Consider the following 12,721-nt stretch of genomic DNA (forward strand, 5'->3'; position numbering starts at 1 on the left):
CGCACCCGGTTGGTGTAGCCTCGCGGCCAGCCGCCTTCAGGGTCGCCATCACGGGGAGTAGCAGTGTCGCCCAGCACGGTTTACGTATCGCGGAGGAAACCGGCAAAACCGGGACTGATCATCACCGGCCTCTCCGACTCCGCCGAACCGGAGCACCGGTTCCGGCCGGACATCGAGGGCATGCGTGCCGTCGCCGTCGTCCTCGTCGTGCTCTACCACGCGGGCGTCGGGGTGTTCGGCGGCGGATACACCGGCGTCGACGTCTTCTTCGTGATCTCCGGCTTCCTCATCACCACGCAGCTGTTCGGTGAGCTGGAGCGGCACCAGACCATCTCCATCAGCCGCTTCTACGCCCGGCGCGCGGTCCGGCTGCTGCCCGCCTCCACCCTGGTCCTCGTCGCCACCCTCGCCGCCGCCTGGGTCTGGCTGCCGCCGACCCGCTTCCCGTCGATCGCGCTCGACGGGCTGACCAGCACCTTCTATGCGATCAACTGGCGGCTTGCCGCCGGGGGCGTCGACTACCTCAATGCGGGCGCACCGCCGTCGCCGCTGCAGCACTTCTGGTCCCTCGCCGTCGAGGAGCAGTTCTACCTGGTGTGGCCGGTGCTGCTGCTCGCCGCGTCGCTGGCGTGGCGGTGGCGGCGGCCGACGCTCAGCCGCGCCTCGGTCGTGGTGACCCTGCTGGTCCTGGGCGGCCTGTCGTTCGCCGCGGGCCTCGAACAGACCCGCACCGCCGCCCCGTGGGCGTACTTCGGCGCACACACCCGGGCGTGGGAGCTCGGCCTCGGCGCGCTCATCGCGGTCGGCACCCCGGTCCTCGCCCGGCTGCCGCGTGCCCTCGCCGCCGTGCTGACCTGGGCCGGGCTCGCCGCCGTCTGCGCCGCCGCGGTCCTGTTCACCGAGGCCACCCCGTTCCCGGGTCACGCCGCTCTGCTGCCGGTCCTCGGCACCGGGCTGATGATCGCCGGCGGGTGCGCCAGGCCGGCCGGCGGGATCGGCGCGGTGCTGCGGTTCGGCCCGTTCCAGCTGCTGGGCAAGCTGTCCTACAGCTGGTATTTGTGGCACTGGCCGGTGCTCATCATCGCCCCGGTCGCGCTCGGCATGACCGCCGCCCTGCCGCTCAACCTGGCCCTTGCCGCGGCGTCGCTGGCCCTGGCCGCGGGTTCCTACTGGCTGGTGGAGAACCAGGTCCGCAATCGGCAGGTGCTGCGGGCGAAGCCGGTCCGCGGCATCGCGCTCGGGCTGGCCCTGTCGTGCCTCGCCGCCGGGCTGGCCTTCGCCGGCGGCAGGTTCGCCCCGGGCGTCACGTCGAGCGGGTCCGCCACCGACACCGCCGCGACCGTCGCCGCCGCGAAGGACCCGGCCGCCGCCCTCGCCGGGCTCGTCACGGCCGGGGTGCCGGCGAAGACCATCCCGTCCAACCTCACCCCCGGCCTGTCCGCGGTCGGCAAGGACGTCCCTGAGATCTACGGCGACGGCTGCCACCTCAACTACACCGCGGTCAAGAACCCCGCGTGCGTGTTCGGTGACCCCTCGTCGAAGACCGTGGTGGCACTGTTCGGCGACTCGCACGCCGCCCAGTGGTTCCCGTCGATGCGGCGCCTTGCCGAGGAGCGCCACTGGCGGCTCGTCGTGCACACGAAGAGCGCCTGCCCTGCCGCGTCGGTGCTGGTGTACCAGCAGGCGCTGCAGCGTGGCTACACCGAGTGCACCGACTGGCGGGACAAGACCCTCGCCGCGATCAAGGCGCTGCGCCCGGCGCTGGTCGTCATGACGAACAACGGCACCGACACCGGCGGCCTGGTCGACTCACCGAAGGATCCGGCCGCCGTCGACCGGGCGTGGGCCGACGCGTGGGTCGCCTCGCTGCGGAAGGTCCAGCAGCCCGGCACGAAGATCGTGATGCTGAGCGACACCCCGTACCCGAAGTCGAACGTGCCGGACTGTGTCTCCTCGAACCCGAAGGACATCACAGCCTGTACGCGTCCGGCGGACACGGCGTTGGTCCTGCCGCAGCGACGCAAGCTTGTCGCGGAGGTCGCCGCCGCGAACGGGGCAACTGTGATCGACCCCACTGCGTGGTTCTGCACCGCGGCGACATGCCCCGTCATCGTCGGCAATGTACTGGTTTACCGCGACGACAGCCACATGACGACCCCGTATGCGGCGCTGCTCGCACCGGTGCTGGGGGCAGCATTGCCGAAGATGCCGTGATGGAATCTGCCGCGGAACACGATCGACGCACCGGTTCGCTAGGATCGCCACCTTCGGCGCCGATCAACCGGCAAGACCTGACCCCCGAGATCATTGTGAGTTCCGTGACCGACAACGATCAGACGTTCGTCATGCCGAGGCAGCGCTCCACGCCGGGCGGCACCGTGGACGACCGCGACTTCGACGACAGCACCGTCGTCGTGCCCGAGCGGGTCCTGATCGAAACGGCGAACCAGGCTCGGCAGAACCAGTGGGACGCCGACCGGCCTGCCGCCCGGGGCGTGTCGCCGCTGGAGGGTTCGCCGCATGGCCGGGAGAAGGCCCTCGGCACGCTCGCCTGGGTCGCGGCCGCGGTCGTCACCGGCGCCGTCGCACTGATCCGGCTCAACTGGGCCAGCATGCGGGCCGGCGAACTGTCCGCCTGGGGGTTCACCCGGGCGCCCAAGGCGGCCGTGTTCGACCTGCTCGACGAGGTCGGCGCCGCCGACGCACCCTACTTCGTGCTGCTGAAGGGCTGGGCGAGCGTCTTCGGCCGGACCGACTTCGCGCTGCGGATGCCCTCCGCGATCGCGATGGCCGCCGCGGCCGCGCTGGTCGCGATCCTCGGCAACCGGCTCGGCGGCCCCCGGGTCGGGGTGCTGTCCGGACTGCTCGTCGCGGTGCTGCCGGTCACCAGCCGCTACGCACAGGAGGCGGGCCCGCAGGCGTTGACCCTGTTCGGGGCGGCCCTCGCCACGCTCGCCCTGGTCATGTACCTCGACCGGCCGAAGGCATGGCAGCTGGCCGGCTATGCCCTCGCCGTCGCCCTGACCGGGGTCAGCCATGCGACCGGGCTGCTGCTGGTCCTGGTCCACGGGTTCGTCGTCGTGGCGATGAAGCGTGAGGTTCTCCTCGGCTGGCTGCTCGCGACGCTGGCCGGGGCCGCTCCGGCGGTCGTGCTGATGGTGCTGTTCGGCGCGCCGCTGCGCGACGGTGACCCCGGTGCGTGGCCGTCGGTCACCGGCCTCGCCCGCGACGCGTTCGGCTCGGTGCTCGCCGGCGGCGTCGTGCTCGGCCTCGGCCTGCTCGCGCTGTCGGGACGCAAGCCCGGCGTCCTGTACTCCGCCTGGGCCCTGATTCCGCTCGCGCTGCTGTTCCCGCTCGTGCGCCTCACCACCTACGGCGCCGACCAGATCACGATCGTCGCCGTCGCCGGCTGGGCCGGCCTTGCCGCCTTCACCCTCAGCCGCGGCCTGATCGTGCGCGGGCTGACGGCGGTCGTCGTCGTCGCGCTGGCCGGCCTGCCGGAGCAGATCGCGATCCGTCAGCAGGACGGCCACGGACAGGCCTCCCACGAGCTCGCCAACGTCCTGTTCACCCAGGGCAAGCCGGGCGATGCGATCGTCTACGGCCCGGTCGCCGGCGACGGGCAGGCCGGGCGTGACATCGTCGAGCGCTACTTGTCACAGGCCCACCGCCCGAAGGACGTCCTGATGAAGACGGTCGCTCGCGACAACGGGACGCTGCGGACCACCGAGTGCCCCGACGTCGACGCCTGCCTCGGCGCGGCGCCCCGGGTGTGGCTGGTGCGGGTCGGCACCCTCGACTCGCCGCTGACAGGTCTGGAGGCGGGCAAGGACGGTGCGCTGCGCGTGCGGTACACCCTCACCCAGAGCTGGAACCTGACCGGCGTGACGCTCGCCCTGTTCACCCTCAAGCCGGCCGCGTAACCATGCTCGCCTTCCTGCTGCAGATCAACGCGTTCGTCAAGAGCGGCGCGGTCTACCCGTTCGCCGTGTTCATGCTGTGGGTGTGGCTGCTGTGGCTGCTGCGGGTCACGCTCGCCGGGCAGTACCGCCCCGTGCAGGCCGCTTACACCGTGAGCACCTCGGTCGTCATCCCGGTCGTCGACGAGCCGGAGGACCTGTTCCGCGAGGTGCTCAGCCGGATCCGCGAGCAGCGGCCGACGGAGATCATCGTGGTGATCAACGGGCCGCGCAACGAGACCCTCGAGAAGGTCTGCAGCGACGTCGGGGTGCGCTGGGTGTGGACGGAGACGCCGGGCAAGCGCAACGCGGTCGCCGTCGGCGTCGGGATGTCCGGCGGCGACGTCGTCGTCCTCGTCGACTCCGACACCGTCTGGACCAACGACACCCTGCGTGAGCTGGTGAAGCCGTTCCGCGACCCGCGGGTCGGCGGGGTCACGACCCGGCAGCGGATCCTCGACCCCGGCCGCACCGTGCTGACCCGCTGGGCCGACTGGCTGGAGAACGTGCGCAACGAGTACTCGATGCCGGCGATGAGCGTCCTGGGCACCGTCGGGTGCCTGCCGGGGCGCACGATCGCGTTCCGCCGCTCGATCCTCGTCGACTGCATGGAGAAGTTCCTGACCGAGCGGTTCCTCGGGGTGTTCCTCGAGGTCAGCGACGACCGGACACTGACCAACTACACGCTGCAGGCCGGTTACCGCACCGTCTACCAGTCGACGTCGCTGGTCTTCACGGACGCGCCGACGAAGCTGGCGAAGCTGACCAAGCAGCAGTACCGGTGGGCGCGGGGGTCGCAGTACAACACCCTGCGCATGCTGCCGTGGATGCTGCGCAACGCGCCCGTGCTCGCGGTGCTCTACCTGTCGGACATCCTCGTGCCGTTCGTGCTGGTCGGGTGCTTCGTCAGCTGGGGCATCGCCATCGCGACCGGGTTGAAGTCGGAGTTGTACGGGGCGCTGATGCTGCCGGACGAGTCATGGCAGCGGGTCGCGATCATCCTCGGGCTGACGGTCGTGATGACGCTCGCCTCCCTGGCGCTGCGGTTCGGCCGGCACTTCGCCTACAGCCCCAGCGACGTCACCGCCCTGCCGGTGTTCATGCTCATCAACACGTTCATCCTGATGCCGGTACGCGTCCTCGGGTTCTTCCGGATGGCGCACAACGCGGGCTGGGGGACGCGGGCCGGAGGGTTCGCCGGGGAACGGCGGCGCAACCCGATGCTGGTGCTGCCCTACATCGCGGGAGCGATCATATTGTGCGGGTCGGTGCTGCTCGGTGCCTAGACACACGCGGAAGACGCCGCGGTCGTTCCGGATCTGGATGGCCGCCAACACGATCGTCGTGGTCGGGCTGGCCGGGTGGATCCTCAGCCCGGCGACGAAGGACCCGGACTCCACCCAGTCCCGCGGCAACGCGGCCGTCGCGGAGGAGAACCGGCGGCAGGCGCAGAAGCCGGCACCGACCCGCGAGCAGATCCTGGCGATCCCCGGGCTGCGGTTCGGCATCAGCGCACCGCAGGCGCCGTGGTCGTCGGCCGAGATCGACGCGGCAGCGAAGGCCGCCGGGGCCGACCCGACCGTCGTGCAGTTCTTCGTCAAGTGGACCCAGGAGTTCCGCGCCGACTCGATCCCGCAGACCTACAAGCAGGGTGCGCTGCCGGTCATCTCGTGGGAGCCGTGGGCGGGGGTGAAGCGGGGGCCGAACCAGACCGACTACGCCCTGTCGAAGATCATCTCCGGCAGGTTCGACGACTACATCAGGCGGTTCGCCACCGCCGTGCGCGACCAGAAGTGGCCTGTCGCGATCCGGTTCGCGCACGAGATGAACGGCAACTGGTATCCGTGGTCGGAGAAGCAGTCCGGCAACAAGCCGGGCGAGTACGCCGAGATGTGGCGGCACGTCCACGGCATCTTCGCCGAGGTCGGCGCCACCAACGTGATCTGGATCTGGAGCCCCAACATCATCCGGCCGGTGCCGAGCGTGAAGCTCGACCCGTTGTATCCGGGCGACGCGTACGTCGACTGGATCGGCATGGTTGGCTACGCGGTCGAGGAGAGCACGGCCGCGGCGGTGTTCGAGCCGACGATCACCGCGGTGCGCAAGTTCAGCCAGAAGCCGCTCATCATCACCGAGACAGCCGTCGAGAAGGGCCCTCACCAACTGAAGTGGATCGCGGACTTCTTCGCCTGGATGGGCAACCGGCAGGACATTGTCGGCTTCATCTGGTTCAACTTCAGCAAGGACGAGGGCGGCACGTCGGACTGGCGCTTCAGCGTCCACCCACCGATCGCCGAGGCCGTCCGCAAGGGCCTGGCCGGGGTCAAGCTGGCCGCTCCCCCGCCGCACTGACCACCCGCCTACCGCTTCGCGGTGATGTCCTCGACGAGCGCCTTGATGATCGGCTTGGCCTCCGCGTCGGTCGTCACCTGCCAGCTCAGGTCACCGACGGTGCTGCCGAGGCCGGCCTGCCCGCGCGACGGCAGCTGCGACAGGATCACCGCGCGGATCCAGTCGACGTCGGGGGTGCCGAGCCAGGTGCGCAGGTCGGTGAAGAACTTGACCCGCTCCTCCGCGGCGGCGTTGACCTCGGCGAGGATGACGTCCTTGGCGAACGTGGTGTGCAGCATCTGCAGCCGCGGCACGAACGCCTTCACCGGGTAGGCCTTCTTGTTCCCCATGCTGATCATCGTCGTGCCGACGTGGTCGACGTGGTCCGGGCCGGGCCAGTACTTCTGCACGTTGGCAAGCCACGCCTGGTCCTGCTCCGGGCCCTGGTACAGGTTGGGCGACGGGGCGAACACGAACTTCGCGTTGTCGGCGCCGGCGGAACGGAACACCTCGACGATGTGCTTCCACGCCGCGACATAGGCGGCCGGGTCGTGGCTCCACGGATACCAGTCGCCGTTCATCTCATGCGCATACCGGATGTACACCGTCAGTCCGGACTTCTTAACCGAGGTGGCAAAGGTCCGGATGTACGCGTCGAGCTGCCCGCCGGCGATCGCGGCGTTGCTGAACTTCGGCTGGACCGCCGCGGCCTCCTCGGGCCGGGCGGCGTCGACGCTCGCCCACGGCTCCCAGGTCACCGAGTAGGACTTCATCTTCTGGTCACGGGCTGCCTGGAAGTGCGTGTCGAGGCCCCGGTTGCGCTCCCAGGCCTCGAACTCCATCACCATCGTCGGCTTCGCCCCGACGGCCTTCGCCCAGTCGGCGGCCTTCCACGGGTCGGATGCGACGCCGAAATCCCGCGGCGGGCGCCCGTTGCCCGCCGTCGCGTCCTCCGACGAACAGCCCGCCACCGAGACGACGCCCGCGGCAAGACTGGTGAGCAGCAGCTGACGCCGAGTGAGCACGATCGGTTTCCTTCCCCGTGGGTACGCCACCGGCCGCCGGGCCGGGGCGGCGCCAGTCTAGCGAGCACCGGACCGCGAGGGCGACGTCCATATGATTGGATCGACCGGAGTTCCCGCGGCGGCGCATCGGTTCACAGCGGCAGGAGGTAGCGGCAGGTGACGACCGACTCCCAAGGGCCGGTCCGGGCTTCGGCCCGTGTCGGTGTCGGACCCGCGTCCGACCCGTCCCCGGCGACCCTTGCCCCGCGGCGGCGCCCCAGCCACCTCGGGCCGGTCCACGTGCTGCAGGTCGTCGCCGTCGAGGCGGCGATACTCGGCCTGCTCGCCGTGCTCGACCAGGGTGTCCTGGTCATCGTGCCGGTCACGCTCGCCGGGCTGCTCATCGCCGTCGTCGCCCTCGGCCGGCAGAAGAGCCGCTGGTGGCTGGAGCGCCGGGTCCTCGCGTGGCACTTCAACCGCCGCACGAAGCGGCGCCCCGCCGGGCCGGTCACCGACCCGCGGCTCGCCCCGCTGCGCACGCTCGCGCCGCGGCTGACCGTCCAGGACGTGCCGGTGTCCGACGACTCCGTGATCGGGGTGGCCCGCGACGACGCCGGCTGGTTCGCGGTGGCGGAGGTCACCCCGACGGCCGCGATGGCCGACGGGCCGTCCGGGCACCTGCCGCTGGAGTCGCTCGTCACCACGCTCACCGACACCGGCCAGCCCGGCGCCGCCCTGCAGGTGGTCACGCACACCCTCGGCTCCCCCAGCCACGACCTGCAGCAGGCGCTGCCGGCCGCGTACTCCTACCGGGAGCTGGTCCAGCGCTTCGGTGCCGCCCCGATCCCGGCCGACCGGGTCACCTGGGTCGCCGTCCGCCTCGACGCGCGGGCCCTCGCCGAAGCCGGCGCGGAGAGTGCCGAGAACGCCGTCGACGTCGTCGCGGCGATGCTCCGCAAGGTCGCGCGGACCCTGCGCGGGGCCGGGGTCAACGTGCGGATCCTCGACCGTGGCGGGGTCCTGACGGCCCTGGAGCGCTCCTGCGACCTGCAGCACACCGGCGACACGGCGCCGCCCCAGCCGCGGGAGACGTGGGACGCGTGGCACTCCGCGGGCCTTGCCCACCGGTCCTACTGGGTGCAGGACTGGCCCTCGATCAACCAGGACGGGGCCGTCGGCGCCCTCGGTGACCGGCTTGCCGCCGTGCCCGGCTCGTTCACCAGCGTGGCGTTCGTCATCGTCCCCGGCGCCGCCACCGACGCCCAGGTCGACGTGAGGTGTCTGGTACGTGTCGCGGCACCCGCCGAGACGATCGCCGCCGTCTGCCGGGTCCTCGAAGGCGCCACCCACGGCGCGCACCTGCTCCCGCTCGACGGCGAGCAGGGTCCTGCCACCTATGCGACCGCACCGACGGGCGGAGGGCCCCGATGACCCGCCCCATCGAACCGGTTCAGCAGCGCGGTGTCCTCGGCGCGCCCGCACCGGCCCCCGGACCTGTCCAAGGGCAGCCGGCAGGGCCGGCGGGCGGGCAGGCGCCCCACGTGCGGGTCGCCGGGCCGCAGGCGGCACCCGGCACACAGGCCCAGCCCGACACCGGGCGCGCCGCCGAAGCCCAGGCAGCCGCCGAGGCGGAGGCCGACGCGTCGGCGCAGACCCTGCGGGTCGCCGGGCTCGTCGCCGCCGCCCCGGTGCCACCGTCCGGCCCGCCCGGCGGCACCGTCTACGGCAACCGTGACGACGAACGCGACGCCGCTCCCGGCGGCCGGCAGCCGGGGCTGCGCATCGGCTGGCACACCGCGTCCCTGACCGCGCTCAACACGATGGGCGTCAGGTCGGCCGGCACCGGGCTCGTCCTCGGCGCAGACCACGACCAGCAGCCGGTCCCGATCCGGCTGTTCCGGCCCGAACCCACCCGCGTCACGCTCGTCGGCGGGGTGTGGGCGGCGCAGATGCTCGCGTTCCGGGCCCTGGCGCTCGGCTCGCAGATCGTCGTGATGACGGTCGACCCGGCCGCGTGGCACGGCTTCGGCGATCGGGCCGTCGGCCGCGCCGACCGGGTCGCGGTCCTGCACGGCGAACAGCCGGCCACCATCACCGCGACCCCCCGCCGGCCCGTCCTCGTCGTGCACGACCTCGGCACCACCGGCCCGTCGAGCCCACCGGCGGCCGGGCCGTGGCAGACGCAGCTGACCGTCCTGCGGCGCCTCGAGGAGCCCGGCGCGCCCGCGGTGCGGTCGTGCGATCTCGTGGTCCTGCAACGGTTGCACACCACCGAGGCCGCGGTCGCCGGGACGGCGTTGCAGCTGGACCCGCAGACCGTGCAGCGGCTGCAGCTGCTGGAGAACGAGATGCTCGCGCTCATCGGCGGCGGCGCCAACCGGTACCTGTGGCTGCACCCCACGTCGACGGAGCGTCAGACCATGGGCAACGCATGGCGATGAGGACGTTGCGCTTCCGGGCGTTCTGTTACGTTGTTCGCCGTCGTAGCCGTCTATGCAGCCATGACGCAGTGAGGAGATCGCCGTGACGCCCCGGATCGGCATCGGGCTGGCCCGAGTGACCGTCGCCACCCCGAAACGGCGCATCGACGTCGCACTGCCCGACAGCGCCATCGTCGCGGAGCTCCTGCCGCACCTGCTGCGCCACGCGGGTGAGGACTTGGGCGACACCGACCACAACTCCGGCTGGGTGCTGCGCCGGGCCACCGGCGCGCTCGTCGAGCCGGCCCGCAACCTGACCGTCCAGGGGGTCCGCGACGGCGAGATCCTGCACCTCGTGCCGGGGCGCGCCGACTGGCCGGAGCTCGCCTACGACGACGTCGTCGAGGTCATCGCCAACGGCGCGCGGCGCACCGGCAGGTCGTGGAGCGGCCCCGCCACCCGCCGCGGCGGGATCACGTTCGGCGTCGTCACGTTCACCCTCGGCGTCCTCGCGATCGCCCTGTCCGGCCCGCCGTGGACGATCCCGGCGGCCGTCGCGGGCGGGATCGCGCTCGTGCTGGCCATCGCCGGGCTTGTCGTCGCACGCGCCCTCGGCGACGCGCCCGCCGGCGGTGCCGTCGCCGGTGCCGCCCTGCCCTACGCGTTCGCCGCCGGCGCCCTCGCCGTCGTGCCCGACGGCATCGGCGTCACCGGGCTCGGCGCGACCAGCGTGCTGCTCGGGTCGGCGGCGCTGCTGGCGGTCAGCGTCCTCGGGTACGTCGGCACGGCCGCCGTGCGGTGGCTGTTCATGGCCGGGCTCGAGGTCGGCATCGTCGGGATCATCGCGGGGCTGCTCGTGCTGGCCGGGATGCCGGCGGCCGGGTCCGCCGCGTTCGCCCTGACCCTCGTCATCGGCCTGCTGCCCGGCTATCCGCTGATCGCGAGCTGGCTCGGCAAGCTGCCCGTGCCGACCCTGCCGGACAAGCCGGAGGACATCCTCGTCGACCAGCCGGTGCCGAAGCGGGCCGGGGTGTTCGCCGCTGTCGCCCGCGCCACCGAGCTGCTCACCGGCATGCTGCTGGCGTCCGCCGTCGTCGGTGCCGTGACCATCGTCATGCTCGGCGTCGACGGCCGCACCACGAGCATCCTGCTCGCCGCCAGCGCGTCCGCGGCACTGCTGCTGCGGGCCAGGCTCTTCCCGGCCGCCAGGCAGCGGGTCCCGCTGCTCGCCGGCGGTGCGTTCGGCGTCGCGGTGCTGCTGCTCGGCCTCGTCCTGCGCACCGACCCCGGTGGCGGGCGCCTGCTGGTCCTCCCGGCGCTGCTGCTCGTCGGGGGTGCGATCGTCGCCGCCGGGCTGATCTACAGCAGACGGACGCCGACGCCGTACATCGGCCGCATCGCCGACATCACCGACGTCGTCGCGATCGTCGCGCTGATCCCCCTCGCCTGCGGCGTGATCGGCGTCTACGGCTCGATCCAGGCGCTGTTCGCCTCGTTCGGCAGCTGACATGGCGACCCGCCGGGACCAGCTGCAGTCCTACCAGTTCATGACCCAGCGGGTCCTGTCCGCGTTCGTCATGTGCGAGACCGACCCGGCCCAGTCGCCGCTGCGGCGCGGCATCGGCGCCGTCTTCGCCGGCATCATGGTCGCCGTCCTCGTCGGTGCCGGCTTCGGCGTCTACGGCATCCTCACGAAGGTCGGCGGCACCGCCTGGAAGGCCGACGGATCGATCGTCATCGAGCGCGAGACCGGCGCGACATTCGTCTTCATAGACGGCCGGCTCCACCCGACGCTCAACTTCACCTCCGCACTGCTGGCCTCCGGGCGGGGCGCGTCGCAGCTGTTCCGCGTGTCGCAGAAGTCCCTGGGATCCGTGCCGCGCGGCATCACCATCGGCATCACCGGCGCACCCGACTCGCTCCCCCCGGCCGGCAGGGCCGTCGGGCTGCCGTGGACCGTCTGCTCCACGGCGGGCACGTCGAGCTCCGGCGGGCAGACGGCGACGGTCAGCCTCATGGCGGGTGAGGCGGCGGCCGGTGCACGTGCCAGCGGAGACGGCCAGGGCGTGCTCATCAGGGACGTCACGGCCGGCCTGACCTACCTCGTCGTCAACGGTCACCGGCACCAGCTGTGGGAGTCGCGGACGGTCATCCCGGCCCTGTTCGGTGCCGTCGTCACCCCCGCCCCGGTCGGCACCGCCTGGATCAACGCCCTTCCCGCGGGTGTGCCGATCAGCCCCATCACCATCAACAACCGCGGCACCGACAGCAAGAGCGTCACCGGCCGCAAGGTCGGCGACCTGCTGGTCGTGCAGACGGGCTCCGGCCCGCAGCACTACCTCGTCTTCGACGACGGCATCGCCCCGATCACCCAACTGCAGAAGAACATCATCGACGCCCAGTTCCCCGGCAAAGACCCGGCACAGGTCTCCGTCGGCGACATCAACAAGGCCAAGCGCAGCTCCCGCCTGACCACCCCCGAGGGCAACGACGCCGCGGCCCCGTCCGAGCCGCCGAAGCTGGACCTGCAGCCCGGCTCCCCCGGCGACCTCGTCTGCGCCACCACGACCGACCCGCGCAACGCCCCGCAGATCACCGTCGGCGGCACCATCCCCTCCATCGACGCCGGGGTCCCCACGATCGGCCGCTCGACCGCCGGCACCGCCCTCGCCGACCGCGTCTCCGTCCCGGCGGGGCGGGTCGCCATCGTCCGCGTGCTGCCGTCCGCGACTGCCACCTCGGGTGCCTACGCGATCATCACCGACATGGGCGTCCGCTTCTCCGTGCCGTCGGCGGAGGTCCTGCGGATGCTCGGCTACTCGCCGGACAAGGCGACCGACGTGCCGAGCTCGCTGGTGACCCGCATTCCGGCCGGTCCGGTCCTCGACCCGGCGGCAGTGCTCCAGCCGCAGGTGGCCGGCGCTCCGGCCGCACAGTCCTCACCGTCCCCGTCCCCGTCCGGCTCCCCGTCCCCGAAGCCGTCCGCCAGCTGACCCCTGCTCGTTCG

General features: G+C 72.1%; 9 protein-coding genes. 8 read left to right on the forward strand and 1 reads right to left on the reverse strand.

Going from position 1 to position 12,721, the window contains the following annotated elements; genetic code table 11:
- The first annotated feature begins 180 nt into the window (after positions 1 to 180).
- The 4 genes from ACFY3L_RS22365 to ACFY3L_RS22380 all read left to right on the forward strand — a co-directional run bounded on the left by ACFY3L_RS22365 (position 181) and on the right by ACFY3L_RS22380 (position 6,311).
- Entirely contained in the window at positions 181 to 2,214 is a 2,034-nt protein-coding gene (locus ACFY3L_RS22365; RefSeq protein WP_389327030.1) for an acyltransferase family protein, read from the forward strand.
- Positions 2,215 to 2,318: 104 nt separating this feature from the next.
- The gene (locus tag ACFY3L_RS22370) at positions 2,319 to 3,923 is read left to right on the forward strand and encodes a glycosyltransferase family 39 protein (RefSeq protein ID WP_389327032.1); all 1,605 of its coding nucleotides are present in this window, start codon (positions 2,319 to 2,321) and stop codon (positions 3,921 to 3,923) included.
- Positions 3,924 to 3,925: 2 nt separating this feature from the next.
- The gene (locus tag ACFY3L_RS22375) at positions 3,926 to 5,245 is read left to right on the forward strand and encodes a glycosyltransferase family 2 protein (protein WP_389327035.1); all 1,320 of its coding nucleotides are present in this window, start codon (positions 3,926 to 3,928) and stop codon (positions 5,243 to 5,245) included.
- On the forward strand, positions 5,238 to 6,311 hold the full coding sequence (locus tag ACFY3L_RS22380; protein ID WP_389327038.1) for a glycoside hydrolase family 26 protein: 1,074 nt from the start codon (positions 5,238 to 5,240) through the stop codon (positions 6,309 to 6,311). Before ACFY3L_RS22375 ends, ACFY3L_RS22380 begins: the two co-directional genes overlap by 8 nt.
- 8 nt (positions 6,312 to 6,319) lie before the next feature.
- Here the strand turns inward: ACFY3L_RS22380 and ACFY3L_RS22385 are convergent, their stop codons facing one another.
- The gene (locus tag ACFY3L_RS22385) at positions 6,320 to 7,315 is read right to left on the reverse strand and encodes a glycosyl hydrolase (RefSeq protein WP_389327040.1); all 996 of its coding nucleotides are present in this window, start codon (positions 7,313 to 7,315) and stop codon (positions 6,320 to 6,322) included.
- Between the two features lie 156 nt (positions 7,316 to 7,471).
- Between ACFY3L_RS22385 and ACFY3L_RS22390 the strand changes: the two genes are divergently transcribed.
- From ACFY3L_RS22390 to eccB, 4 genes are all read left to right on the forward strand, one after another.
- The gene (locus ACFY3L_RS22390; protein ID WP_389327043.1) at positions 7,472 to 8,725 is read left to right on the forward strand and encodes a type VII secretion protein EccE; all 1,254 of its coding nucleotides are present in this window, start codon (positions 7,472 to 7,474) and stop codon (positions 8,723 to 8,725) included.
- Positions 8,722 to 9,735, forward strand: a complete 1,014-nt coding sequence (locus ACFY3L_RS22395) for a hypothetical protein (protein ID WP_389327046.1) — start codon at positions 8,722 to 8,724, stop codon at positions 9,733 to 9,735. The genes ACFY3L_RS22390 and ACFY3L_RS22395 overlap by 4 nt, the downstream gene beginning before the upstream one ends.
- An 82-nt stretch (positions 9,736 to 9,817) precedes the next feature.
- Positions 9,818 to 11,221 (forward strand): type VII secretion integral membrane protein EccD, encoded by a 1,404-nt coding sequence (gene eccD / locus ACFY3L_RS22400; protein WP_389327049.1) that lies wholly within the window; start codon positions 9,818 to 9,820, stop codon positions 11,219 to 11,221.
- Position 11,222: 1 nt separating this feature from the next.
- Positions 11,223 to 12,707 carry a type VII secretion protein EccB gene (eccB, locus tag ACFY3L_RS22405; protein ID WP_389327052.1) on the forward strand — a complete coding sequence of 495 codons (1,485 nt, stop codon included), beginning with the start codon at positions 11,223 to 11,225 and terminating at the stop codon, positions 12,705 to 12,707.
- Positions 12,708 to 12,721: the final 14 nt, after the last annotated feature.

It is taken from the genome of Dactylosporangium sp. NPDC000521 (assembly GCF_042898305.1).
Taxonomy (GTDB): Bacteria; Actinomycetota; Actinomycetes; order Mycobacteriales; family Micromonosporaceae; genus Dactylosporangium.